At 53.4% G+C, this 24,774-nt stretch carries 20 protein-coding genes; 7 read left to right on the top strand and 13 right to left on the bottom strand.

Features of this window, described 5'->3' with window-relative positions:
• The first annotated feature begins 5 nt into the window (after positions 1 to 5).
• Positions 6 to 383 carry a nuclear transport factor 2 family protein gene (locus tag R3I13_RS24370; protein WP_346320601.1) on the top strand — a complete coding sequence of 126 codons (378 nt, stop codon included), beginning with the start codon at positions 6 to 8 and terminating at the stop codon, positions 381 to 383.
• 5 nt (positions 384 to 388) lie between these two features.
• Here R3I13_RS24370 and R3I13_RS24375 read toward each other — a convergent pair whose 3' ends face one another.
• Both R3I13_RS24375 and R3I13_RS24380 read right to left on the bottom strand, forming a co-directional pair.
• The gene (locus tag R3I13_RS24375; protein WP_346320602.1) at positions 389 to 1,273 is read right to left on the bottom strand and encodes a hypothetical protein; all 885 of its coding nucleotides are present in this window, start codon (positions 1,271 to 1,273) and stop codon (positions 389 to 391) included.
• A gap of 129 nt (positions 1,274 to 1,402) precedes the next feature.
• Positions 1,403 to 2,464, bottom strand: coding sequence for a serine hydrolase domain-containing protein (locus R3I13_RS24380; RefSeq protein WP_346320603.1), 1,062 nt, complete (start codon positions 2,462 to 2,464; stop codon positions 1,403 to 1,405).
• Positions 2,465 to 2,705: 241 nt separating this feature from the next.
• Between R3I13_RS24380 and R3I13_RS24385 the strand changes: the two genes are divergently transcribed.
• On the top strand, positions 2,706 to 3,017 hold the full coding sequence (locus R3I13_RS24385) for a hypothetical protein (RefSeq protein WP_346320604.1): 312 nt from the start codon (positions 2,706 to 2,708) through the stop codon (positions 3,015 to 3,017).
• Here R3I13_RS24385 and R3I13_RS24390 read toward each other — a convergent pair.
• The 9 genes from R3I13_RS24390 to R3I13_RS24430 all read right to left on the bottom strand — a co-directional run bounded on the left by R3I13_RS24390 (position 3,005) and on the right by R3I13_RS24430 (position 15,505).
• Complete coding sequence (locus R3I13_RS24390) at positions 3,005 to 3,355, bottom strand: hypothetical protein (protein ID WP_346320605.1); 351 nt, start codon at positions 3,353 to 3,355, stop codon at positions 3,005 to 3,007. The genes R3I13_RS24385 and R3I13_RS24390 overlap by 13 nt on opposite strands.
• A 127-nt stretch (positions 3,356 to 3,482) precedes the next feature.
• Positions 3,483 to 5,468: an FAD-dependent oxidoreductase gene (locus R3I13_RS24395; protein ID WP_346320606.1), complete on the bottom strand. Its 1,986-nt coding sequence runs from the start codon at positions 5,466 to 5,468 to the stop codon at positions 3,483 to 3,485.
• 33 nt (positions 5,469 to 5,501) lie between these two features.
• On the bottom strand, positions 5,502 to 6,221 hold the full coding sequence (locus R3I13_RS24400; RefSeq protein ID WP_346320607.1) for a GDSL-type esterase/lipase family protein: 720 nt from the start codon (positions 6,219 to 6,221) through the stop codon (positions 5,502 to 5,504).
• 17 nt (positions 6,222 to 6,238) lie between these two features.
• Complete coding sequence (locus tag R3I13_RS24405; RefSeq protein ID WP_346320608.1) at positions 6,239 to 6,919, bottom strand: DUF4998 domain-containing protein; 681 nt, start codon at positions 6,917 to 6,919, stop codon at positions 6,239 to 6,241.
• A 19-nt stretch (positions 6,920 to 6,938) separates the two neighbouring features.
• Positions 6,939 to 8,129 carry a DUF5000 domain-containing lipoprotein gene (locus R3I13_RS24410; RefSeq protein WP_346320609.1) on the bottom strand — a complete coding sequence of 397 codons (1,191 nt, stop codon included), beginning with the start codon at positions 8,127 to 8,129 and terminating at the stop codon, positions 6,939 to 6,941.
• A gap of 29 nt (positions 8,130 to 8,158) precedes the next feature.
• Positions 8,159 to 10,048, bottom strand: a complete 1,890-nt coding sequence (locus R3I13_RS24415; protein WP_346320610.1) for a RagB/SusD family nutrient uptake outer membrane protein — start codon at positions 10,046 to 10,048, stop codon at positions 8,159 to 8,161.
• Between the two features lie 42 nt (positions 10,049 to 10,090).
• The gene (locus R3I13_RS24420; RefSeq protein ID WP_346320611.1) at positions 10,091 to 13,447 is read right to left on the bottom strand and encodes a TonB-dependent receptor; all 3,357 of its coding nucleotides are present in this window, start codon (positions 13,445 to 13,447) and stop codon (positions 10,091 to 10,093) included.
• Positions 13,448 to 13,663: 216 nt separating this feature from the next.
• A complete protein-coding gene (locus R3I13_RS24425) occupies positions 13,664 to 14,722 on the bottom strand; it encodes a FecR domain-containing protein (RefSeq protein ID WP_346320612.1) in 1,059 nt (352 codons plus the stop codon).
• A gap of 147 nt (positions 14,723 to 14,869) precedes the next feature.
• Positions 14,870 to 15,505, bottom strand: a complete 636-nt coding sequence (locus tag R3I13_RS24430) for an RNA polymerase sigma-70 factor (protein WP_346320613.1) — start codon at positions 15,503 to 15,505, stop codon at positions 14,870 to 14,872.
• 182 nt (positions 15,506 to 15,687) lie between these two features.
• Here R3I13_RS24430 and R3I13_RS24435 point away from each other — a divergent pair, with 182 nt between their 5' ends.
• Positions 15,688 to 16,377, top strand: coding sequence for a uracil-DNA glycosylase family protein (locus R3I13_RS24435; protein WP_346320614.1), 690 nt, complete (start codon positions 15,688 to 15,690; stop codon positions 16,375 to 16,377).
• Here R3I13_RS24435 and R3I13_RS24440 read toward each other — a convergent pair.
• Both R3I13_RS24440 and R3I13_RS24445 read right to left on the bottom strand, forming a co-directional pair.
• Complete coding sequence (locus tag R3I13_RS24440; protein ID WP_346320615.1) at positions 16,367 to 18,736, bottom strand: TonB-dependent receptor; 2,370 nt, start codon at positions 18,734 to 18,736, stop codon at positions 16,367 to 16,369. The genes R3I13_RS24435 and R3I13_RS24440 overlap by 11 nt on opposite strands.
• A gap of 108 nt (positions 18,737 to 18,844) precedes the next feature.
• A complete protein-coding gene (locus R3I13_RS24445; RefSeq protein ID WP_346320616.1) occupies positions 18,845 to 19,435 on the bottom strand; it encodes a DUF3347 domain-containing protein in 591 nt (196 codons plus the stop codon).
• Positions 19,436 to 19,504: 69 nt separating this feature from the next.
• On the opposite strand from R3I13_RS24445, the gene R3I13_RS24450 reads away from it, so the two are divergent.
• From R3I13_RS24450 to R3I13_RS24465, 4 genes are all read left to right on the top strand, one after another.
• Positions 19,505 to 21,454: an ABC-F family ATP-binding cassette domain-containing protein gene (locus R3I13_RS24450; protein WP_346320617.1), complete on the top strand. Its 1,950-nt coding sequence runs from the start codon at positions 19,505 to 19,507 to the stop codon at positions 21,452 to 21,454.
• A 107-nt stretch (positions 21,455 to 21,561) separates the two neighbouring features.
• The gene (locus tag R3I13_RS24455) at positions 21,562 to 23,577 is read left to right on the top strand and encodes an ATP-binding protein (protein WP_346320618.1); all 2,016 of its coding nucleotides are present in this window, start codon (positions 21,562 to 21,564) and stop codon (positions 23,575 to 23,577) included.
• Positions 23,537 to 24,178, top strand: coding sequence for a response regulator transcription factor (locus R3I13_RS24460; protein ID WP_346320619.1), 642 nt, complete (start codon positions 23,537 to 23,539; stop codon positions 24,176 to 24,178). The genes R3I13_RS24455 and R3I13_RS24460 overlap by 41 nt, the downstream gene beginning before the upstream one ends.
• Positions 24,179 to 24,289: 111 nt before the next feature.
• On the top strand, positions 24,290 to 24,712 hold the full coding sequence (locus R3I13_RS24465; protein ID WP_346320620.1) for a hypothetical protein: 423 nt from the start codon (positions 24,290 to 24,292) through the stop codon (positions 24,710 to 24,712).
• Positions 24,713 to 24,774: the final 62 nt, after the last annotated feature.

A 24,774-nucleotide genomic window follows, 5' to 3' on the forward strand; every position in this document is an offset into this window, starting at 1 on the left:
ACTATATGACAACTCATAAAAAAGTACCCGGCACCCGGGAAGTAGCCGACCGGTTCAATGAACTGGCACAGCAAGAAAAATGGTTCGAGATACAGGACGAATTTTTTGCGGACAACGTGAAAAGCATAGACCCGGCCGGTTCTCCTTATTTCGGGTATGCGGAAGGCAAAGCGGATGTCCGCAAAAAGGGCGAGGAATTTGTATCGCGGATAGAAGCGGTGCACAGCTTGTTTACCTCCGAGCCATTGGTGAGCGGCAATCATTTCGCGGTAGTAAGGAAAAAAGATATAACTGTGCGGCCGCACGGAAGGATACAGATCCACCAGATCATGCTGTACGAAGTGAGAGACGGGCAGATCGTATCGGAGCAGTTCTTCTATTAAACTCTTTAAAGCGTGGCGCGCAGCCTGAAAAGATGGCTGCCGCCATCGTCGTTATCCGCTACCAGTGTAATTTCCTGCCAATCGGCCTCTCCGCGCAGGCAGATCGACTCAATCTTTTGGCCTTTGAAAACGGGGTGCACTTTTTCCAGCGGGAACCATTCATCCGGGGAGGCTTCGGTCTGCCGCAGGGCTGTGGTGGCGTTTTTTATAATGCCGATGCGGCTCTCTCCTATTTTGCCGTCGAGGTAAGTGCTGGCGGTTTCTTCCGTGGACGTGGTGAAAAAGAGCCAGTCCTTTTCGGGGTACCATGCCAGTCCTGAAATACCCGAAAAACCTGTTTCCCGCGGCAGTTGCAGGCGGCAGACGTGCGGCTTTCCCGCTTGCTGCCATATCTCTTGCGTATTCGCCAACACCAGCAGGTTCTCAGGCCTGCCCATGTGGCCACGGTTACCCAGCAGCAGGCACTCTCCCATTTCCGTGGCAGCTTCAATATTCAGTTCCCCGATATCACTTAATCGTTTATAAAAAGCGCTGAGATCTTTTATTTCCATGTTTTGCGTATCAGGAAAAAAGAGCAGTGCCGCATCCCGGTGCGGGCTCAGGGAGCCGGAACCCAGTGCCAGTAATGCCGTGCGGCCATTGGTTTGTATGGTACTGAGGCTTTCCCAATCCTTTTTCACGGGCTTGGGTATGCGGCCGGTCGTGGTGGGATCATGGCCGGGTATCAGCAACTGGTCCGCCGGTGTGAGGTCTGCGTTGAGAATGAATAAACGCGTGGCATCGTCGCCAACGATGTAGTAATGCTCTTTGTAAAAAGCAAGACCGCTGGCGCTGGGGATGCCGGGGAAATGTTGGTGATGGGTGAGGTTGAGCTGCATTTTTCCTGCCATAATAAGTGGATCAACGTTGATCTAAATCTAGTATATCTTTTCAATTCAGGTAACATAAAAAAGGCCGTACGCCCAAATACGTACGGCCTGCGCCTGAATATCCCATTCTCGTGGAGGATTGCGCCTCCCCTATTCCCAACTATCGTTATAAGCAAACATCGCAGCTTCTGCCAGGTTCCGGAAATCGTCGCCGGGCCAGGAGGTTACGGATATGCTGAGTTCTATGTTGCCGGGGTATTTCACCACCAGCGTCTGCATGCCGGGCGCTCCCCATTGCAGGGCGCCGTCTTTCCCATAGCTCTGCCCGTGGCCGGTCATGAAGCTGTCTTCGGTATCCCAGCCCAGGAAGTTCTTATCCATCATCTCACGCTGTTCATTAGTGAGCAGTTTCTCTGTATTGCCAAGGAAAGCCATAAAACGCGCCATCTCCATCGTGGAAAGGTAATACCCGCCGCCGCCGGACTCCTGCGTCCAGTCGAAGTGCGTGTATGCGGCGGTGCTTTCGCCTTCACCCAGGGCCTGTGCGCAATCCGGTCCGGGCTTGCAAAGCGCTTCGGTGATACCGATGGGCGTGAAGATATTTTCCTGGAGATATTTAACGTATTGTATGCTCAGCCAGTTTTCGAACGTCGCGGTTTGCCCCGGTACCAGGCTGGCTTCCACCTGCTGCGCGGCTGTTTTGTTGATCATGTAAGGGATCATTACACGGAACAGCGCGAAGTTCATATTGGCGTATTTCTTCGGCTTGGCGGGATTATCCAGCCCGTTGAGCGCCATTTGTTTGATGAATTCAATTTTGCCGGCGCTCTGGGAAATCCCGGAGCGGTGCGTAAGCAGCTGGCGGAAAGTGATGTCCTTCACCGGCTGTACGGCGTTAAAATATTTCGGCAGCCACTGGCCGATCGCGTCATCCAGCTTGATGTTGTTCTTTTCCATCAGCTTTATGACAGCCACGGCAGTAAAGGTTTTGGTGACGCTGGCCACATTCGTCTCTTTATCCGGGTGCATAAGGTTACCGCCGATCTTGGCGCCTGCGGCGGATGAAAAGGAGGCGATGCCCATAGAGCAGGTGTCTGCCAGGCGCCCATTCTGGCTGATCACGAAGGAATAGCCACGGGGCTGGGTAATAGCGAGCTTGGAAATATTCTTCTTCAGTTCTTCCTTAAACGTTGCAGGGTTGAACTTTTTCACGGGATTTGGTGCTTTATCCTTGATACAGGAACTTGCTGCGACAACTGTTATGGATACCAACAGTGTTTTTTTCAATAACGTTTTCATTGTAGTGTTTTGGGGGTGAAAAATTTTAACGCAGCAAAGATGCGGCGGAGGCGGCTTGCAGTGGTTAGCGGATTAATGAATGGGGCGGATGGGTTAACGGAAAGGGAATTCCTCCCCGGATTTTTCTTATTATTAAGTATAATACTTATGAAATATGAGGGACTTCCTGGCTGATTATAGCAATTGGTTTTATTGGGGATGGGTGGTTGTTTTTAGTATACATTTTTATTTGAATATCATAATCTATATCAGGATCGAAAAAGAGGAATTTGAAGATTTCCGGCGCGGGTATGATGTTCCGCAGATTGTTTTAGCTGTTTTCACGCTGAGATGGTCCCCCGAATATCAATCAGATGAAGGCCCGGTAACGAAGAAGATGATGCGCAGCAGCAACGTGATCAGTAAGGTATTAATAGTGTATACGATCATGAATTGTTTGATCTGGGGGATTGTTTATAACGGATAATTACTGAGATCAATGTAATTCCCTTCGCTATCGCCCTCTAAATAATCAGACATGTCCACCATTTTATTTATCCCGGTAATGACATCTTTTTCAATAATAACGTCATACAGATTCTCAGTGTCTTCAAGGCAATTAGGGCATATTGTTTCCACAATACCATAAGCTCTGACCCTGGCCAGGCCAGGAATGCCCTTATCATTACCGCCCCATCTGATCTTATCGCCGATCTTATAATGATACTGAAACGTGTTCCCAAATTTATATTGAATCCTGCCTTCATATGTATGGCCGCAATTGATACAAACCACCATCGCCTCAAGAATGTTGAATGCTCCCATTTTATCCAATTTTATTTTGAAGAAGAACCAGAAAATAGTGCCAAACTAATTTAAAGTGGTCGTACTCAAAAGAAGTAACGAAAAAGCCCCCGCATTCTGCGAGGGCTATTTTTTCATATAGAAATAATCATCTCTTCTCCGGCACAAATATCACAGCATCCGCTACCACAAGCCCTTCCCCGCTGCTACCCGCGGAAATCTCCACGTAAGCTTCATTCCCTTTCTCGATATTGAAAGTACCAAGCTTCACCCATTCGCCGGAGGTTTGGCCTACTACTTTCACATCGTCAGCTTTCACCGGCACCAGTTGTTCTTTTTTACCGCTTACTACTTTTACGTTCGTAACGGCTGCATTGTTCTTCAGCCGCGGGTAATACAGGTACACTGTGTAATCGCCTGTTTTCGCGATCTCCGGCCTGAAAATGGCTTTCGCGTTCTTCTCTGCTGCGAGCATATCCGTACCATAACTTCCACTGCCTTTCACGGTTTTCCATTCGCCTTCCTTTTGGATGGAAGCGGTGGCATTATCCATAAGTATATCGCCCTGGCGGCCGTCTGCCAGCGGGTTACGGGCCAGTATGCTGCTCACCTGCGCGGCGTCTACTTTTTGTACGGGAATGTTTTTGGCGATCGCAAGGTCCGCCGCTACGGCTGTGGCTTGGCCTAATGCCATAAATACGGGTTCCATGCGGATAGAGCCGTATGCAATGTGGCTGGCGGAAAGGCAAACGGGTACCAGCAGGTTGCTGCACTCGCCTTCTTTCGGTATCAGCGCGCGGTACGAAACAGGATACGGCGGGAAACCGCCTACTTCCACGTTCCCTTCATTCTTCACCATATCCTTGCCGTCTTTATGGATCACCAGGCGCTGGGTGTTGTGGGAATCCATGGTATAAGCGGCCATGCCTACGCCGTCTGTCACCACTTCTTCCCCGGTGCAGTTGGCCTGGGTCATGATGTAAGCGCCTTTCATGCGGCGGGCTTCGCGTACATATAGCTGCGGCGACCAGTGGCCGTTGTTGACGTATTCATCTTTCGGGTATCCCCATTTTTTGATCTCTTCCTGCATGGGCACGGGTACGCGGCGGTCCGTAGCGCAGAAGTACAGCAGGCCTTTGGTGTAATCCTCGTGCTGCTTGATGATCTTTTCCCGGGTTTCGTAATCCGCTTCAGCATAATCGTAGTTCATCCCGATCATATCGGTAGAAAATCCGTTCCGGTTGTTGATGTCCGTTTTATTATTGGGCATGCGGCTCCAGATGAAATAATCGCTCAGCGTCACCCTATTGGGCTGTGCCTTGAAAAGCCTTGCCAGCAGCTCATAGCGGGAAGGATCATAGTTATCCGGCTGCGTGATGGGCACCATATTGTTGGGATCGTTCGTGAGGCAGATGCGGTAGTTGTAGGCCTGTACTTTTTTGTCGCCGCTGCCTTTCTGCGCCAGCGGGAAGGGAGTGATCCCCCAGAGCAGCCCGCTGTTCGGGTCGCCGGGCACCTTGTAAGGATCCACGCCGTCGGGGAACTGGTGGCCGTCCAGCAGCTGTACGCCGTTCCAGGTTTCGTTGTACACGTCGTTGCTTTCGCGGCCAACGGTATAGCTGACGCCGGCTTTGGCCATCAGATCGCCTTCGTAGGTGCAGTCGATGAAAATTTTTGCAGATACGGTCACCGTTTTGCCGCCTGCGTTCAGTTTGATCTCTTTGATAGCGCCGTTGCTGGTGCTGGCTGTAGTGAGCCTGTGCTTGTACAGCACGGGGAAGCCGCCTTTTTTCACATAGTCCTGGAACAGGCTGTCTGCCACATGTGGTTCAAACACCCATTGTTCAAACTTGCCGTAATGCCGGCCGATCTGCCGGTAAAATTCCAGGGACAGCCCGCGGATGGCGTATTTGTTACCGATGTCTGTATACCCGAGCCCGCCGGTGGTAAGACCTCCGAGGTAAGCGCCGGGTTCCACCAGCAACACCGTACGCCCGGCTTTTTGCGCGGTGTAGGCGGCTATTACACCGGCGGAGCTGCCGCCGTAAACACATACGTCCACCTTATGCTGGGCCTTTGCCGTTTGCAGGCTGAAAAAGAGCGCCGTAGCGGAGATTAAGATTTTACACTTCATGAATGACTATCTGTTGATGAATGTTGCGATGTTTTACGAGAGTAATCTTTTCAGCACAGCCGGGTAGCTATTCTTCTCCACGCCGCCGTCTCCCACGGTGATGCTGTCGCCGAAGCAAACGATACGCTGCTGCGGCAGGCGGTTGTATACGATGAAATCATATACAGCCAGGCCAATAAAACGATAGCCTTCCATGGTAGGATGCACGCCGTCCGTTTTGTTGGAATTCTCCACGTTCTGAAGCAGGGAATCTTTGCCGGTGCCGATCTTCCCGGCTTTGTCGAACAGCGCGCCGAGGTCCAGGAGCGCTGTATTGTACTGCGCCGCCAGCTCACGGATGGTTTTGTTCACCGCCGCTCTCCTGCCAGACGGCCCTTCCGAGCCGTAATGTTCGCGGTTGTGGCGGGTGAGCAGGAATTCTTCGATGAACGGGCAGATGGTCATCAGCAGCACTTTGCTCTTTTTTGCCTGTATCTTTCCAATGAGCGTGGCAAGGTTGCTGCGGTATTGCTCCAACGGCACGTATTTCTTGCTGTTCATGTCGTTCGTGCCGATCATCAGCACGGTCAGTTCCGGCTGATGGGCGAGGCAATCGCGGTCTATGCGCTGCAGCAGGTCTACGGTATTGTTGCCGCCAATGCCGGCGTTGATCACGGTGTAGCCGGCCTCCTGCCCTTTTGCCAGGGCCGGAATGCCCGCCGCCCCGGCGAGGGCGCCCAGGGCGGCGGTATACAGGAATGTCCTTCTTTGCACGGGTTATGTTTTCTGGTCTATAGATTCACTTTTACAACAGGCGCGGCAAACGTGTCTATCGCGTTCGCCACCGGAAGATACAAGGTTTTGAATTCCATTGTACCTGTTTTGGGAATAATATTCAGAACGGTCATGTTTTCATCGGGCAGTACGGTGATGCTGTGCGTTTCTCCGCCTTCATCCAGGAATGTGAGCCTCACGCCAGGCGAGCGCGGGTCCGGCTCGTCCCATTCCAGTTTGGTAGTGCCGTTCACGATAGCTGCTTTTTTCAGACCGCGGTTCTGCAGGTTGCTTTCGTAGAAGTCGCCGTACACATCGCCATTCACTTCTGTTTTGATGGATTGGTTGCCTTGTGCATTGTAGGTATACACTTCAAAAAGATAAGGTCCTTCCGTCATGTTGTTCAGTACGGCGCTAATGGTATCCACGCCATTGGTGCGCTTCACGGTTACGTCGGCGGAATCCTTTTTACGATTCCAGTAAATCCGGCACTTCACGATGCGCGGGTCTGTTTTCAGCAGCCATGCCAGCATGATGCGGTTCTTGCCGGGACTGGCTTCCAGTTCTTCCACCTTGCCGGGGTACACTTTTTCCCCGTCCGGCACAAAATCCTTGTAATCTTCATCTGCTTTATTGCAGGCCGCGAGGTATAATCCTGCTGCCAGCAACAAGCCTGTATATAATCGATTCCGTTTCATTTTTCCAGGTTTAATGGTTTTACTGTTTTTCGCCGAAGAACGTGAGTTCTGCCATCCAGAAATAATCCGCATTGCCGAAGGTCTGCACCAGTTTGATGCGCAGGTAACGGACAGGCGGCAGGCCCGGCGGGAATTTGAACTGGTGGCCTTCCTGCGCGCGCAGCAGGTCTTCGTTGGAATTCACGCCCACGGGCAGGCCGGAGGGTTTCACCACTTCGCAGTCCATGAGTTTGGTCCAGCCGGTGAAGCTGCCGTCGGGATTGTAGTTATCTGTTCCCCATATCTCGTACAGCTGCGGGTCGCCGGAGCTGTAGAGCAGGTTTGGTTCGTCCATTGCGCCGCGCGGGATCTCAGAGAAGCGGCTCAGCTTGGCGGTCACGCCCATGTCGAATGTTACCCAGTGCGGTATGCCCGAGCCGTTGGCGGAGCGGAACCAGGTGTCTGACGAACCGGAGCCGCCGGCTATTTTGTTGTTCCAGAGATTTTCCAGTTTGCCGGAGCCGAAGGTGGCCGCATCTGTAGGAAGTTTCAGGGCGCGGAACAGTTTTTTATCCAGCTGCTCTTCAAAGAGCGGCGTAAGCTGTTTCCAGACGGTATCTGAATAATTCAGCCAGCGGTCGCGCACGTACAGCCCGAACCACTGCTCTGTAGCGCCGAACCCGCGCACGGAGAACTCCCCCGCTTCCTGGTTGGTGTAATACATATCAGCCTGCACCGCCTCGCCGTTCGCATCCCGCGATACCACACCGATGGCGACATTGGCGGAATCTTCATTGACGAATGTAGCGGTAATGCCGCCGAAATCACCTACAAAATCCAGCGATTCGAATACGGACTGCACCGGCGGCTTAAGCGGGCGCACCTTTATGATCACGGGCTCGGAGGCTGCTTCGGAGCGGCTTACGGAATAAAGTTTCACTTCTCTTTCTTCCGTATCGCCAAAGCCTTCCAGCGTCATGCTGTTGTTATAAAAAGTGGCGATCGTTTCCATTTTATTGCCGGGGCGCGTTTCATACACAGCCTTGATGTACAGCAGTTCCGGTTCGCCGGGAATGTTGTATTTGAGCACTACCTTACCCGGTTGGGCTTCCGCGGTCACGTTGGTAACGGGGCCGGGAGCATTGCCGCCTTTGGTGAGCGGTTCCATTTTTTCCTCTTTACAGCCTGCTGCGAGGAGGAAGATTATTATGCAGAGAAAATAATTACGCATTGTGTTGTCGTTTGATGAACGTAAAAAACTTACCAGCCGGGGCTTTGCACGAGATTTTTGTTTTCGATCAGGTCTTCCTCGCGAACCGGCCAGAGGTAGTCTTTTTTGCGGAACACCTGGGTGTAGATGTATTTCAGCTGGTAATAATCGGGCGCGGTTTTGCCAAACACATTCCAGCCGGTGATAGGCTGGTTCAGCACTGCCTCAGCTTCTTTCCAGCGGCGCAGGTCCCAGAAACGCTGCCCTTCAAAGGCAAGCTCGATGAGCCTTTCCTGGTGGATGATCTTGCGCAGGCCCGTTTTGCTGGCAGGCGCGCCGGGATTTTTGGAGAATTGCTGCCAGGATGTTTCCACGTCCTGCAGCCCTGCTCTTTTCCTTACCAGGTCTATCCACTGGTACGCTTCCGCGCTGGGCCCCTGCCATTCGTTGAGCGCTTCGGCATACAGCAGGTAAATGTCCGCCAGCCTTATCACTGGCCAGGGATATGATTGTATGGTGATCTCGGTAGCGGAAGAAACGGATTGCGGGTTCACCAGCTTCTTAGCCCAGTAACCGGTCATGGAATATGCCCAGGCGTGGTTGTTGGCGATCTGGCCGAGCTTGGCTTCCATGTACACCGGCTCTTCGTCGTTGAACCGGCCTTGCCCGAACCAGCGCGCGCCGTCGAAACCAAGACTGGCGTAGAAGCGCACTTCCCGGTCGAAGTTGAGATTGGCGGTGGTATAGTTGGGCTTGAGGCGGAGCTTATCCGCGGTGGTGGCGTTTCTTGTCCCGTAGCGGGTGTTGTAGTTCCAGTTCACGTCTTCTGAAATGGGCACACCGTTTTTGGTATAGAATTGTTCAGCCACTTTCATCGGCACGCCGAAGGAAGAGAGCGTGGTGCTTTGTTTATCGCCGGAATAGAGGCGCGGCAGGTTCTCGCGTTGCAGCGTGGTGGCCCTGTTGGCGGTGCTGGTCCAGATCACCTCTTTATTGAATTTTTCGCACAGCGCGTTTCGCACACTCATTTCCGTGATCGTTTCGGCGGATCCGGGGAAAGGCAGGAAAGCGGGATTGAAATAATACAGCTGGTGGCCGGCTGCATGGCATTCTTCTATCGCTTCTTTGCAGGCGATAGCGGCGCGTTCCCATTTTGCGGCGTCGTACGTTTTACTGAACAATTGAACACCGTCTTTCCCGGTATACGCGCCGTAATCGGGATTACCGTTGAACAGCGGGCTGGCGGCGGTTACCAGCAGCCGGGCCTTCAGGGCCTTTGCGGCAGACCTGGTGACGCGGCCGTTTTCGGTAGCTTCATTCAGGATGCGCTCCGGCAGGTTCACCGCTGCTTCGTCCAGCAGGCGGGCAATAAAATTTACGCAGGAATCCACTGGCATCTGGCTCACTTTCACCTCTTCCGTACTGCTGGTAATGGGCAGGTTCTTTTCAATCAGCGGAATAGGGCCATACATGCGGAAAAGGTAAAAATGAAAATAAGCTTTCAGGAACAAAGCCTCCGCCGCCCAGCGGTTCTTTTCATAATCGTCCATGTCCGGTACCTTGTGGATATTCTCCAGGAAGGTATTACAGTCGCGGATGGCGACGAACATGCCGCGGCCGCCGTTGGCGCCGCCCCAGTAGTTGGAGTAAGGGTTCACTATGTTCTGGAAACCTTTCGCGATCTGCCATGCCGGGGCCGGTTGGCCAACATTGTAGTCGTTGGCCCAGAGCTCATCCCCGCCCAGGAACACGTGGTAGTTGTATGCATCCACATAATTGGGCAGGTAGTTGTACATGGTGAACAGGTATTGCTCCGCCGTGCTGCGCATGCGGAATATATGATCCACTGTAGCTATGTTGTCCGGCACAATGTCCAGGTAGTTACAGGAGAAGAGGAAAGGCCCGAAAAATACGATCAGCCACTTTTTAAACATTTTCATAACAGTTTTATTTTTTCAAGCAGATGCCTTTAAAAATCTGGTTCAGAAAGAAACTTGCGCGCCTGCGTTCAGGACCCGCTGGACGGGATAGCCGAGGCCATTGCCGCCCATTTCAACATCCCACATCTTGAATTTACTGAGCGTAAGGAGATTGACGCCGCTGGCGTAAATGCGGATGCGGTCTATGTTGTATCGGCGCAGCACCGCAGGCGGAATGCTGTAGCCTATCTCCACGGTCTTCAGGCGCAGGAAAGCCCCGTTGCGCATGAACCAGGTGCTCCGCTGGGTGTTGTTGGCAACAGGCCGGGCGCTGAGGCGGGGCCAGATGGCATAGAGGTCGCGGCTGCTTTCCGACCAGTGGTCGTCTGCATAGGCCTGCAGTAATGCACGTTCGTTCACGAAGGGCGCAGTGGAATCGGCGTCTATCCAGAACGATTCCCTTGCGAGGCCCTGGAAGAAAGCGGACACGTCGAAGTTCTTATACCCCAGGGAAAAACCGAAGCCGTACACGATCTCCGGCGTGGTGGGATAGCCGATGGGCACCCTGTCGCGCGTGGTGATCTGCCCGTCGCCGTTCACATCATGGTATTTGATGTCTCCCGCTTTGTATTCGCCAAAGCCCTGCAGCGGCGAGTTAGCCACTTCCGCATCGTCGCCGAACAGGCGCTCGGCGATGTACCCCCATTGCTGGGAAGCCGGGTAGCCCACACGGGAAAGATATTTCTCTACATAATCCGGTTCTTCGAAAACCTTGATCTTGCTGGTAGCATACGTGAAGTTGCCGCGGGCCTGCAGCCAGAGGTTCGTGTTGAAGCTGTGGCTGTAATCTACAGAGAGGTCGAATCCTTTGCCGGAAGCCTCGCCCAGGTTCGCCTGCACGTCCGCGTTATTGAGCACCCCCATGGTAACGGGAATGGAAGCCCTGCTCATGAGGATATTATTTCTTTCTTCGGTATAGATATCCAGCAGGATGTTGATTTTATTGAACAGCCCCACTTCAACGCCCCAGTTGGTCTTCTTCGCAGTTTCCCAGGTGATCTCGTTGTTGCCGTAGCGGTTGATAAAAATACCCGGCCGGGTGTAAGCGAAATCGGTGCCGAACGACATGCTGCGGAAACCATCGTTCATATTCACATCGGCCAGGTACAGGAAGCGGGATTTTTCGTCGCCGATGGCGTCGTTGCCCACGAGTCCATAGGTGGCGCGCAGCTTCAGGTTGCTCACGGTATTCAGCAAAGGCTTGAACCATTTCTCGGCAGACACCAGCCAGGCGGCGCCCACTGAGGGGAAGAAACCGAAACGCTGGGCTTCGTAAAATCTTTCGGTACCATTGTACCCGAAATCATATTCAAAGAAATAACGCTGGTCGTAAGCATAAGTGAGGCGGCCGGAAAGGCCGATGTTCCTCCTCGGCAGCGAAAGCTGCAACGACCCTGCGTTGGCGGCTACGTTGTTGTTCATCAGGAACACCAGCATGCCGCTCACATTATGTTTGTCGCCGAAAGTGCGGTTGTAATTGGCTGTAGCCTGCAGGTAAGTGTTGGAGGTGATGTTCTTTTCGCCCTCGTCGTAGTTCAGGTACTCCGTGCCGGTATTGGGGTTCAGCATGGTGAGGGTATACTGGTCCGCATATTTATCGTAGCTGGAAACGGTGTACCAGAAAGGATTGTAGAAGCGGGAAACGTCGAAGTAAGACGCGCGGGAAGTGTTGAACAGTGCATGCAGGTTCAGCCCTTCTGTGATGAAGGCAAGGTTCTGCTTCACCTCGAACTGTGCCTGTAATTTGGAACGGGTGTATTCCCTGTAACCCTTCACCATATCCGCATACGGGTTGATGTAATTGCCCGTGTTCCCGGCGTTGCCGAACATGATATGCTGCACGTACTGGTGTGCATCGTCCACAGGGTAATAGGCGGGAAACAGCACCGGGTTGGACTGCACCACTTTTTTATACATGCTGGTGCCCCCGTCCAGCGGGCCATTGTAGTCGTCGAATACGCCGGAGAGGCGGACGCCCACTTCAGTGGATTTGGTGAGGTTGATATTGACGTTCGTGCGGAGGGAGTAGGTATTCAGCCGGATGTTGTTATTGAAATTATTGCGTTTATCAACTTTCAGCATGCCATTGTCCCGGTTCGCGGCTGCGGCCAGGTAATAGCGGGCTACTTTGCCGCCGCCGGATACATTGAAGTTGGCGCGCTGGTTCATGGTAGATTGTTTGAACAGCTCGCTGCGCCAGTCTGTAGCCGGGTATACGTAAGGATTTTTGCCGGCCACTGTATTGTCTATCTTGGCTTCGGAATACGGCAGCTGGCCCAGCGGGTCGCGGGTGAGCACGGCTTCGTTGCCCAGGCGCATGTAGGTGACCGGGTCTGCCAGCTCCACGTTTTTCGTGGGCGCCGAATTGGAATTTTCTATCCTGACAGATACGCGGGCTTTGCCTTCCACACCTTCCTTGGTGGTGATAAGGATCACGCCGTTAGCGCCCCTGGCGCCGTAGAGCGCGGTAGACGTGGCGTCTTTCAGGATGGAGAAGCTCGCGATATCGTCTACCGTAAGCCGCGCGAGGTCTGTGGTGGTGGTTTCGACACCATCTATCAATATCAGCGGGTCTTTTTTGTAACCGAAGGTGGTCACGCCGCGGATGAAGAAATCAGCATTGTCTGCCCCCGGCTCGCCGCTGCGCTGGTAGGCGATCACGCCGGCCAGCTTGCCGGCCAGCGCGGTAGTGAGGTTGCTGGAAGGCACTTTCAGCTCTTTGGGATTGATGGTGGTCACTGCGCCTACCACTTCCCTTTTCTTTTGCGTGCCGAAACCCACGATCACTGTTTCTTCCAGCTGGCTGGAAGCGATGGCCAGCTGCACGTTGATCACGTCGCGGCCGCTGATAGGGATCTCCTGGCGGTCGTAGCCGATCATGCTGTACACCAGCACGGTGGCGCCGTCTGGAATATCCAGTACATATTTCCCGTTGAGGTCTGTAGTAGTACCTATGCTGGGCGCGCTTTTCACGGAAATGGTGACGCCGGGCAGCGGCATGCCGGTAGTATCGGTTACCGTACCGCGCACATCTTTTTTGACAGCGGGGCTTCCTGTTTCGCCTTTGGTAGTAATGGCGATCAGGTTGCCTTCCAGCAGCCTGTATTCCAGGTTAGCCATCGGCAGCACGGTTTCCAGCACTTTGAACACGGTCTCTTCTTTCACCGACAGGTCTATCTTCCGGTCGGTGATCACCTTGCGTTCACTGAAAATAAAGTGATACTTGGTTTGCGCCTCAATCATCATCAGCACTTTCCGAAGGTCGGCAGACTGTATGTTAAGGGTAACTTTTTCCTGCGAGTGAACGGCACCGGAAACATGTAAAAACGAGAGCAGGAGAAGGCTAAAGGCTAGTTTCATAATCAGGCATACCTTTATTAGCGCATGCGGTGGACTGCAAGCATGCACTAAATGCTTTTTTTTCATAACTTGTATAGAATTAGTTGATTAAATATCCGGAAACAGCCAACCCTTCACAGTGACTGTTTCCCATTAAAGGCTAATGAACGGGGAATGGCTTCAACATTTCCCGTTTTTTTATTCGCTGGTCAATAGGCCATTGATTTTGGTGATCGTTTAATAAATAATAACGGTGTCGTCTGTTATCCTGTAATTAAAATGTTCTGTGAGCTGGAGCGCCCTGAGCGCCTGTTCCAGCTGTTCTTTCCCGAAAATGCCGGTGAAGCGCAGGTGCTGGATGGAGGCATTCTCGAAATGGATGGTTACGTTATACCAGCGCTCCATTCTCGATGCGAGGCGGTCGAAGGATTCATCCTGGAAGATCAGGCGGTTATCTACCCAGGCTGTTTCAATAATGGCGCTGTCTGCTTTCAGAAAATACGTTGGTTTCATAATAACCGGCGCGGCGCCGGCGGAAGCTTCCCGCAGGGAATCCGGCTTGTTGGGCACTACCAGCTTTTCCGCCGGCCGCAGCCTGATCTTCTTTTCCGGGCTGTTTTTCAGCTCCACCATTACTTCTCCCGTGATCAGCGTGGCTTCGCTGGCGCTGTCTTCCGGATAGGCTTTGATGTTGAAGCTGGTGCCCAGTACATTCACATGCATGGTTTCCGTATGTACGATAAAAGGTTTCGATGCATCTTTGGCAACGTCAAAAAAAGCTTCCCCTCTCAGGTAGACCTCCCTGGTAGCGCCTTTGAAGCGCATGGGATATTTCAGCTCACTGTCCGAATTCAGCCATACCGTAGTTCCGTCTGCCAGTTTGATATGCGAGCGTGTGCCACGCACATTGTAATCCGCCCGCAACCCGCTCCCGTCGCCAGGCAGCAGGCCGGAGGCCTTTATAATATACCCGGCCGCCGCCAAAAAAAATACGGCCGCCGCCGCACGCAGCAGGTATTTGCGCCATCCTTTGCCCGACCGGCCGGTGGTTTCTTCCGGCCACATCTGCGGGTCTGTGGCGTGCATCCGGGCTTTGAGATGTTCGAAGGCCGTTTTGGTATCTTCATCGTTCTGCCTGCCGTCGTGCCCCCAGAATACCTGCATGGCCTCCGCTTCCTTGCGGAGCTGCGGGTCTGCCCTGACCAGGGATTCCAGTTCCTCCTTTTCCTCTTCGGTGATGCCGCCGGAAAGCTTCCTGGAAAGCAGCCATAAATACCGTTCTTTGTGCGTTTGCATAAAAGCCGCGTTTGCGCTCGTTTATTACAAGACACGTAAAAGTGACCGGTCTACGTACTCAAGGAAAAAAAATAAAAATAAGCCGGCGTTGGAGATTGCTTCGTCGCCCCTCCCGCTTTGGCGCTACCGCTCCACGCAATGACGGGCTTAAATAGCCGAAGCGGCCAGTAAAAGAGAAAGCAACGCCGCAGTATCCGCGGCTGTGGGGAATGTTTTCTGCCGGGCGGACAAATACGGCTGCAGTACGGCATGCAGGGTTTTCACAGCCTTAAACAACTGCGTTTCCACTGTGCGCGGCGAAATATTCATGATCTCGGCCACCTCGCGGGGTTTAAAACCTTCTTCGCGCACGAGGCGGAATATCCTGCGCCGCTTGGGCGGCAGCATTTCCACGGCATTGTCCAGCCGGGAAAGCAGCTCCTTCCACTCGGAAGCTTTGTAGGGGTCGTGGGTATAAACGATATTAAGCTGTTCGGGATTGTCGGTGCTCACCACCCTGAAAGCGGAGAACTTGCGGAGGTGATTGAGCGACTGGTTGCGGACGGCGGTAAAAAGATATTTTTCGATGTTCTGCACATCCCGGTAAGTTTCCCTTCCCGCCCAGAGCTTCAGGAAAATATCGGATACGATCTCTTCTGCAGACTCATGGCTCTGCACATATTCCACGGCAAACCGCACCAGGCGCTGGTAGCAGTGATGGAACAACTCCTCGAACGCCCGCTGGTCGCTTTCCGTGGATATTCTCTGCCATAATGTATTCAGGTAGGTCTTGTCAGTTTTCATACCCGGGATATTTATTCATGAGCACGTGGAACAAGTTAAATCTCTAACATGGAATTCTGGAGCCGGGCCGCACACTGACGTCTTCAACGTAACTAAAGTACAAGTTTTAATTTAAAATCCAAGGCCGCCCCGGAGATTATTGGCGGTCATCCATATTTCGCGGCGGTTCGGTATTTTTGAAGATGCAAACTTTCGCTGATAAAATTATCTACTTCAACACTCACCTGCACTATGCCGGCAAACTTCCGCCGGGCGTGAATATCATGAACCCTTTCGCTGAACAGCCCATGGTGGTGGACGTGATGAAACAGTTCTACCATAAATTCTACCACGACCACCATACCCGCCGGATGATCATCGGCATCAACCCCGGCCGCTTCGGCGCAGCGCTTACCGGCGTGCCTTTCACGGACTCCAAACGGCTGGAAGATCCCTGCGGCATTAAATTCCCCGGCCCCCCGAGCTACGAGGTGAGCAGCGTGTATGTATACGATATGATCGCCGCTTATGGCGGCCCCGCCGCGTTTTACAGGGATTTTTACATCGGCGCCATGAGCCCGCTGGGTTTTACGGTAGACAAGCCCGGCGGAAAAGTGGTGAACTATAATTATTACGACAGCAAAGCCCTCACCGATGCTGTGTATGATTTTATGCTGGAGAACCTGCGCAAACAGCTGGCTTTCGGGATAGACAGAACGGTCGGTTACTGCCTCGGCACGGGCAAGAATGCAGACTTCATCCTCCGCCTCAACGAAAAGGAAAAGTTCTTCGACCGCATTATTCCCCTGGAGCACCCGCGGTTTATTATGCAATACAAGCTCAAAAAGAAACAGGAATACATTGATAAATACCTGCAAGCCTTTACAGCCTGAAGTTCCAGGTGATGGAAGGGATAATGGGAAAAAGCGACACCTGCTTCGCTTTGATCTCCAGGTTGCCGTCCAGCACGTTCCCCGTTTGGTCGAAGTAGATGAAATACGGGTTCATGCGGCTGTAGGTGTTATAAATGGAAAACGCCCAGCTGCTGGTGAATTTGCGTTCCGGCTTTTTCTTTTTGGGCGTGTAAACGGCGGAAAGGTCCAGCCGGTGATAGGGTTTCATACGATAGCTGTTCAGCGCGCCGTATTCCTGCATCAGCACGCCATCCAGGAAATAGAACTTTTCCGGTAAGGTGGTCGTATTGCCGGTGCCGAAAATGAACACGCCGGAGAACGTCCAGCGGGCGTTGCGCTCGTAACTGGCTACCACGGCCAGGTCGTGGCGGCGGTCGTACTTCGCGGGAAAACGTTTGCCGCCGTTCAGGTCCGGGAACTGCCGCCAGGTCCACGCCAGGGTGTAACCGATCCAGCCGGTGAGCTTCCCTTTTATTTTGTGAATGAACAGCTCCGCTCCATAGGCATATCCTTTGCCGAATACAAACTCATCTTCAGGATCTTTTAAGGAAGGCGTATATCCTTCGCGGTATTCCACCTGGTTGCGCATATCCTTGTAATAGGCTTCCAGCGAGGCTTCCCAGCTATTGTCCGCGAAATTCCGGAAATAACCTGCTGAGTATTGCCAGCTGAACTGCGGCTTCACCAAATATGTGCTGGGCACCCAGATGTCTGTTGGCAAGGTGCTGCCGGCATTGGTCACCAGGTGGATGTATTGGTTGTTGCGCGCAACGGACGCCTTTACGGATTCCCTGTCGTTCCAGGCGTAACGCAGCAGCAGCCTGGGTTCCGGCCCACCGTAGCTGCGCACTTCCTGCCCGCGGCGGTACACGGTGCTGTCCAGCTTGTTGCCATCGCGGTCGCGGGTGTAGCGCGTATATGGACCGATCTGCCGGAAGCCGCTGTAACGCAGTCCTATGTTGACTTTCAGGCGGGGGCTGATCTCCCAGTCGTCCTGGATGTACAACGCTGCTTCGTGGGCATATTTGCGGGCGGCGTTATCCGGCCGGAACACGGTGGTGTCCTGCCTGCCGGAAACGGAACTGGGCGTAAACGTGTGGTAAATGTAGTTGCCGCCGAATTTGATGTGATGCTTCAGGTTCAGGAAATAATCGAAATCCAGCTTGGCATTCAGATCGCGGATGCCGGAATTGAGCTGGATCATGAAACCCTCGTTGAAAGCACCGAAGGAGAATTTATAATCGTTGTAGATGAGCGAGGTGTTGGAAAACAGCTTTTTGCTGAACACGTGGTTCCAGCGCAGCGTACCCGTGTTGTTGCCCCAGGGGATGTGCGCTTCAAAGCTCCTGTCCGCATTCCGGAAACGGAACACGTCGCGGCCGAGGTAGCCGCTCAGGAAAACGCGGTCTTTGGGAGAGAACTGGTAATTGGCCTTTGCATTGAGATCATAGAAATAATAGCCCGACCCGTAAAACGAACTGCTTTTGCGCACGAAGGGCTTTGCCAGCACATCGGCATACGTGCGGCGGGCGGAGATCATAAAACTGGATCTGTCTTTCTGCAAAGGCCCCTGTATGCTTAGCCGCGACGCGATGGCGCCAATACCGCCTTCAGCCTGCCAGCGCTGGTTATTGCCGTCCTTCATCGTTACGTCCACCACGGAAGAAAGCCTTCCGCCGTAATTCGCGGGCATGCCGCCTTTGATGAGCGTAACGTTCTTGATGGCGTCCGCATTGAAGATGGAAAAAAATCCGAAAAGGTGGCCTGTGTTGTAAACAGGTGCTTCGTCCAGCAGGATGAGGTTCTGGTCCGGCCCGCCCCCTCTTACGTAAAAGCCTGCATTGCCCTCCCCCGCTGCCTGCACGCCAGGCAACAGCTGCAGCACTTTCAGCGGGTCGGTTTCGCCCATGAGCGCGGGCAGTTTTTTCATCTGTTCGGTGGTCAGCTCCACCTTTCCCATATCGGTGTTCTTCACATTCTCGTCCCTGCGCCGGTCTGTGATCACCACTTCACGCGCCTGGAAAGACTTTGGCACCAGCAAAGCGGTCACATTCCGGTCTGTCCCGGCTTTCACGGCCCGCTCCTGCGCCTCGTAACCGATATAGGTAAAAACAAGCGTATGCTCCCCCGCGGGAAGCGTGATGGCGAAAAAGCCGTAGGTATTGGTCTGCACGCCCTTTGAAGTGCCTTTGATGCCGATGCTCGCGCCGATGAGGGATTCGCCGCTGGTACTGTCCCGCACGTAACCGCTTACCGTATACCCTTGCTGGGCATATGTTTGATTGGCCAACAGCCATGCATATACGAAAAGAATGATCTTTGCGGCAGCGCGGGTCATGTTACAGGTTTTTCAGTATCGATATGGTATATACGCGCAGCGCCGGCGTTTTGTTGCCGGCGCCGCTGGATTTATCGGAAAAGTAAATTAGCGTTACTGCTGATACGTTTACTGGAAATGCAGGGTATCGGTCACGGAACCGCAATGGAGCATTTCATCGCCGAAATATGGATTCACCACTTCAGTGGTATCGCTCAGCCAGTGCGCGCCACGGTTGCCGAACGCCATGGGGCAATGCTGGCGGTACACGGTATTGCCTTTAAAACCGGTGGTCTGCAGCAGGTCGTACAGCTGGTCGCTCACCATCTGGAAAGAAGACCGCCGGCTGTCCAGCCCGCCTTTGTCGATGATCAGGCCTGAAAGTTCAGCGGAAATATTGCCGGTGCTCACCGCCAGCGCTGCCGCGCGGCTGCTGTCGATGCCCAAACGGCCCACCGGCAGGCTGTCTACATGATATTTCAGCGCCGCCGCCGCAATGTCCGCCGCCAGGGTGTCGCCTTTTACCAGGGCGTTGCTCAGCTGGTAATAGGCCGTCATGGTCGTTTTCAGCGAGTCGTAATACTCATCCGTGAAAGGCGCCTGCAGCGTATTGGCCTGAAAAACGCTGTCTTCCCCCGTTCCCTCCTGCCGGGCGCCCTGCTGGCAGGCCGCAAGGGCCGCGCCGGCTGCGATGATCCATAAATATTGCCTGATTTTCATGCGGTGCTTTTTGCCTCAAATATAGGACCAAAAAATATACTATCTTTGCGGGTTTAATAGCAATTAGGTATGCTCATCGCCCTGCAGGACATCACATTTGAATTCGGCGCAAGAACCATTATAGAGGATTCTTCCTGGCACATCATTCCCGGAGACCGCGTGGGCCTTATCGGCCTGAACGGTACCGGCAAATCCACCCTTCTCCGCATCATCAACGGGGAATATACCATTTCCAAAGGCAGCATCAACAAGATCAAGAACCTTAGCATCGGGTTCTTCAACCAGGACCTGCTGAGCTTTGAAACGGAAAATTCCATCCTGTCCGTAGGCATGACCGCCTTTGAGCAGGCCCTGAAAGTGGAAAAAGAGCTGGAAGAGCTGACCGCCAAGCTGGAGCATTCGCAGGACGATGCGCTGCTGCATGAGTATGCGGACAAGCTGCATGAATTTGACACACTCGACGGGTACAATATCCGCCACAAAACCGCCACCGTACTGGAAGGGCTGGGTTTCAGCACCGCTGACCTGGAGCGTCCTTACAACCAGTTTTCCGGCGGCTGGCGCATGCGCGTGCTGCTGGCCAAGCTCATCCTCCAGCAGCCGGATGTGCTCATGCTCGACGAACCGACCAACCACCTGGACCTCCCCTCTATCGAATGGCTGGAAAAATACCTCAGCAACTACAACGGCGCCGTGATCATCGTGAGCCACGACCGCTTTTTCCTCGATAAAATGGTGAACAAGGTGGTAGAGCTCTACCAGCAACAGCTGCACCATTATGCCGGCAATTATTCCGACTACGAAGAAGAAAAAGTGCTGCGCCGTGAATTGCAGCAGCGCGCGTATGAAAACCAGCAGGACTATATCCGTCAGCAGGAACGTTTTATCGAACGTTTCAAAGCCAAAGCCTCCAAAGCCGCGCAGGCGCAGAGTATCGCCAAAAGGCTGGACAAGCTGGAGCGCGTGGAGCAGGTAGACGGCGGGCCGGCCAAGATCAGGATGAACTTTTCCGTAGACAAAATGCCCGGGAAGATACTCTGCACCCTTAATGGCGTGAGCAAAGCTTTCGGCAAACTCGAAATATTGAAGAACGCTTCCGCGGAGATCAACCGCGGCGACAAGATAGCCCTCATCGGTGCGAACGGTAAAGGAAAATCCACCCTGCTGCGCGTGATCGCGGGCACCGAGCCTATGGAAGGCGAACGCGTGCCGGGGCACAACGTGGTGACCAGCTTTTACGCACAGCACCAGCTGGAGGCCCTGCACCTTGACAACGAGATACTCGAAGAGCTGAAAAGCTGCGGCAGCGGCAAAACCGAAATGGAATTGCGCTCACTGCTCGGCTGTTTCCTGTTCCAGGGCGACGATGTATTTAAAAAAGTGCGCATCCTTTCCGGTGGCGAAAAAGCGCGTGTGGCACTGGGCAAGGTGATCATCAGCCAGGCGAACTTCCTGCTGCTGGACGAACCGACCAACCACCTGGACATCAATTCCGTGGAAATGCTCATAGACGCGCTTGGCAAATATGAAGGCAGCCTGGTGCTGGTAAGCCACGACCGTTATTTCGTGTCCAGGACCGCCAACAAGATCTGGGAGATCGTGGACGGGGAGATCAAAGAATTCAAAGGCACTTATACCGAATGGGAAGAATGGAAGAAACGCCAGGCACTGGCGGCGGCTCCGCCCAAACCGGAAAAAAAAAGCACTCCGGTAGCCCAGCCGCAGCCCGCTAAACAACAAGCTGCTCCCAAAACCGCCATAGACAAGGATCTGCAGAAAGAGCTACAAAAGCAGCAGCGGCAGTTCCAGCAACTGGAGCAGCAGATCGCGGGGGTGAAGGAAAAGCTGAAGCAGCTGGAAACCGATATGGCGGACCCGGAAATTTATGCGCATAAAGATAAATTCCGTACTACGGAAGACGCTTATAAAAAGATGAATGCAGACCTTGCAAAGCTCAACTCAGATTATGAAACCGTGTTCGAAAAGGTAATGGAGCTGGAAGAGAAAATGCAGGGATAAACGATACCATTTTTCAACTTTTTATAAAAGGGTGGCCACAGGGCCGCCTTTTTTTATGACACCCCCGCCCGGGCTTTTTCACTATCTTTATTTTTTCGCACATATCCATGACGACATTATTTAATAAAGCATCCCTGGCTGTGCTGTTGCTGCTGCTGTGCAACATTTGCATGGCGCAAACCCCGCCCCTCAATGCAGACAGCCTGCGCCGGCTGATCGCTGCGGAGCGGGTAGATACAGTAAAGGCAAGGCAGCTGATACGGCTTACCGAAGCCCTGCGGGCGGCTGATTCAGCCGGGGCCATGCAGGCGGCGGCACAGGCGCTGGCCATATACACAAAACATGGCCCAAATGCAGGCGTAGCGCAGGCGAGGTTTGTAACGGGCAGGGTCTATCATTATTACGATAATTACGAAGCAGCGGGAATTCAATACCAGGAAGGCCTTGATGCCATCGGGAAAGATTCCGGCCTGCCAGTATTGCATTTAAGGGCTAAGCTGACAGGGAATCTCGCCGCTGTTTATGGCGTAAAGGGGCAGGTGGAAAAAGAACTGGAAATGACACTCAGCATCATTCCTATGCTGGAGCGGGTAAAAGACACGCTGGCGCTGGCTGTGGCCAGCTTCAACGTGGGGGTAAAATTCTACAACGGCGAGCAATATAAAAAGGCATACAGCTACCTGCAGAAAAGCATTGCCCTGCACGAAAAAAGACCTTCCGCCCAGCTGACGGAGGCATACCTCATCATCACGTATTGCGCAATGAACCTGGACAGCCTCGAAGCCATGCGCAGGTACCTGGATAAGGCCGATAAGATCATTGATCATTCAGACCCGCGGCTTGAGGAAGAATACGAAGTAGCCCTTGGTCAATACCATTTCAAAACAAAAAATTACCCCGAGGCTGAAAAGGCCTATCTCCGGGCACTCCAGGTTAAAAGCCCTAGCAATGCCCTGCCTCTCAGCAGGACAAACGCGCTGGAATCGCTCAATGAAGTGTACCAGGCCCGGGGGCGTTATGCGGAGGCGAGAAAGGTGATGCAGGAATATATGTCCATCTCACGCGGTATTAACTGGCAAGCCAACATCCTTCACGGGCTGAATATCTTGTCGAAGCTGGAAGAAAAAACGCATAACTACGCCGCAGCGCTGCGTTACCTGCGGGAGTATAATCACCTGGGCGACAGCGTGAAGAGAGAAGAAAGCAAAGTACAGCTGCACAACCTGGAAATGAAATACCAGGCTTCGGAGAAAGAAAAGAAGATACTGGAGCTGGAAGGCAACAGCAGGCAGCAGCAGCTTGTGCTGCAACGCAGCCGCGCCTACAACGCCTTGCTGCTGGCAGGATTGATCGTGGCCCTGTTGGTCGCACTGATCATTTTTATCATTTACCGCAACAAGCATCGCCTGGCTGCGCAAAGGGAGCAATTGCAGCGGCAGGAGCTGGAAAATATGAAGCAGGCCCAGCGCATCCAGCATTTTTCCGCGATGCTCGAAGGCCAGGAACAGGAGCGCCGGCGGCTTGCCCGCGACCTGCACGACGGCCTGGGCGGCACCATGGCCAGCATCCGCGTGAAAGCGGCGGACCTGGCGGACAGCGCCACTCCGAATGATGCACAAATGAAACAGATCATCACCCAGCTGGATGGCGCCACGCGCGAGCTGCGCCGCATTGCGCACAACATGATGCCGGAGGCCCTGTTGAAATTCGGGCTGGAAGCGGCTTTGAAAGACCTTTGCGAAAGCCTGCAGCACAATGGCGCCGCAATCGTATTCCAGGCATTCGACCTGCGCGGGGATATTCCGCAATCGCAGCAGATCATGATCTACCGCCTCGTGCAGGAATTGCTGGGCAATGCCCTGAAGCACAGCGGCGCGCGCAACATTCTCGTACAATGCCTGCAAAGGGGCGAAGAACTTTCCGTTATTGTAGAAGACGACGGCAAAGGATTTGACCAGGGCTCGCTTTCCCCTGCTGACGGCATCGGCCTGCAAAGCGTCAGGGCGCGCGTTGATTACCTGAAAGGCCGGCTGGACATACAATCCACACCCGGCGTAGGCACTACCGTAAATATAGACATCCATGTACAGGAAACCGCACCCGATATCGCTGCTTATAGTTGAAGACCATGTGCTGATGCTGGAAGGCATCCGGTCGTTGATGCAGGACCAGCCGGAGATAGAGCTGGCAGGCAGCTATTCCCTCGGGCAGGAAGCGATGGCTTACCTTGAGCAGAACAGCGTGGATGTGATACTGCTGGACATCAACCTGCCTGACATCAGCGGCATAGAGCTCTGCCAGCGCATCCGCAAGCTGGATAAATCCGTGAAGATCCTTGCCCTGAGCGCTTTCAGCGACCGTACTTTCATTCTGCAGATGCTGCAGAACGGCACCAACGGCTACATCTTAAAAAATACATCTTCCCGCGAACTGATGGATGCCATCCACCGCGTGCTGGATCACCAGATCGTACTGGGTCCGGATGTGCAGCAAGCCATTGCCAGCACAGACGGGCGCGGCCTGCCGGAGCTGCCCCGCCTCACCCGCCGTGAAAAAGACGTGCTGCAGCTGATCGCCAAAGGTCTCACCAATCCCGAAATAGCCGCCCAGCTTGGCATCAGCACCCTTACCGCCGAAACCCACCGGAAAAACATCATGCAAAAGCTGAAAGTGAACAATGCCGCCGCTCTTATCAAAGCGGCCATAGACTACGCATTGATCTGAAATATACCATCAATCTGGTAGGCCGGCATACCGTTGCCATGGTATTGCCGCCTCCCGCCGGCGGGCATAGTTTTGTTGAACGAAACCAAGCGTTTAAACAAAACAAAGCATATGAACTTTTCAGTATTAAGAAAGCAGCGGTGGAGCCTTGCAGTATTGTTTTTATTGGCTGCCGGTTTGTTTGTTTCCTGCAGCAAGGATAATGACCCCGACCCCACACCATCCGGGTATCCCAAAGAAGTAACCGTCACCTACAAAGTAACCAAAGTATCCGGCAGCATGACCCAATGCCGCATCGACTGGTTCAACGAATCCGGCGGCCTGACAGTAGAACAGAACGCAGCATTTCCGGTCACCAGGACATTTAAAAGGACCGTGAACCAATACGAATATGTAGGGATCACCGCCGTTACCGGCGGCCCCGGCAGCATTAAGATAGAAGTGCTGGTAGACAACGTGGTGGTGGATTCAAAAACGAATACCGGCACCACAAACGGGAGCTTCGGAGGCGAGGCGAAATATATTTTCCCATAAGCGGCCAATTTTGGAGCGAATAGTATAGCAACGGCAAACCATGAATGACGGTCTGCAAAGTA

Origin of the sequence: Chitinophaga sp. YIM B06452, from assembly GCF_039655965.1 — a bacterium.
Taxonomy (GTDB): domain Bacteria; phylum Bacteroidota; class Bacteroidia; order Chitinophagales; family Chitinophagaceae; genus Chitinophaga.

Coding starts and splice junctions, on each gene's coding strand:
- R3I13_RS24370 (WP_346320601.1), top strand. CDS start 6: ATGACAACTCATAAAAAAGTACCCGGCACCCGGGAAGTAGCCGACCGG.
- R3I13_RS24375 (WP_346320602.1), bottom strand. CDS start 1,273: ATGGCAGGAAAAATGCAGCTCAACCTCACCCATCACCAACATTTCCCC.
- R3I13_RS24385 (WP_346320604.1), top strand. CDS start 2,706: ATGAGGGACTTCCTGGCTGATTATAGCAATTGGTTTTATTGGGGATGG.
- R3I13_RS24390 (WP_346320605.1), bottom strand. CDS start 3,355: ATGGGAGCATTCAACATTCTTGAGGCGATGGTGGTTTGTATCAATTGC.
- R3I13_RS24395 (WP_346320606.1), bottom strand. CDS start 5,468: ATGAAGTGTAAAATCTTAATCTCCGCTACGGCGCTCTTTTTCAGCCTG.
- R3I13_RS24405 (WP_346320608.1), bottom strand. CDS start 6,919: ATGAAACGGAATCGATTATATACAGGCTTGTTGCTGGCAGCAGGATTA.
- R3I13_RS24410 (WP_346320609.1), bottom strand. CDS start 8,129: ATGCGTAATTATTTTCTCTGCATAATAATCTTCCTCCTCGCAGCAGGC.
- R3I13_RS24415 (WP_346320610.1), bottom strand. CDS start 10,048: ATGAAAATGTTTAAAAAGTGGCTGATCGTATTTTTCGGGCCTTTCCTC.
- R3I13_RS24420 (WP_346320611.1), bottom strand. CDS start 13,447: ATGAAACTAGCCTTTAGCCTTCTCCTGCTCTCGTTTTTACATGTTTCC.
- R3I13_RS24425 (WP_346320612.1), bottom strand. CDS start 14,722: ATGCAAACGCACAAAGAACGGTATTTATGGCTGCTTTCCAGGAAGCTT.
- R3I13_RS24430 (WP_346320613.1), bottom strand. CDS start 15,505: ATGAAAACTGACAAGACCTACCTGAATACATTATGGCAGAGAATATCC.
- R3I13_RS24435 (WP_346320614.1), top strand. CDS start 15,688: ATGCAAACTTTCGCTGATAAAATTATCTACTTCAACACTCACCTGCAC.
- R3I13_RS24440 (WP_346320615.1), bottom strand. CDS start 18,736: ATGACCCGCGCTGCCGCAAAGATCATTCTTTTCGTATATGCATGGCTG.
- R3I13_RS24445 (WP_346320616.1), bottom strand. CDS start 19,435: ATGAAAATCAGGCAATATTTATGGATCATCGCAGCCGGCGCGGCCCTT.
- R3I13_RS24450 (WP_346320617.1), top strand. CDS start 19,505: ATGCTCATCGCCCTGCAGGACATCACATTTGAATTCGGCGCAAGAACC.
- R3I13_RS24455 (WP_346320618.1), top strand. CDS start 21,562: ATGACGACATTATTTAATAAAGCATCCCTGGCTGTGCTGTTGCTGCTG.
- R3I13_RS24460 (WP_346320619.1), top strand. CDS start 23,537: ATGTACAGGAAACCGCACCCGATATCGCTGCTTATAGTTGAAGACCAT.
- R3I13_RS24465 (WP_346320620.1), top strand. CDS start 24,290: ATGAACTTTTCAGTATTAAGAAAGCAGCGGTGGAGCCTTGCAGTATTG.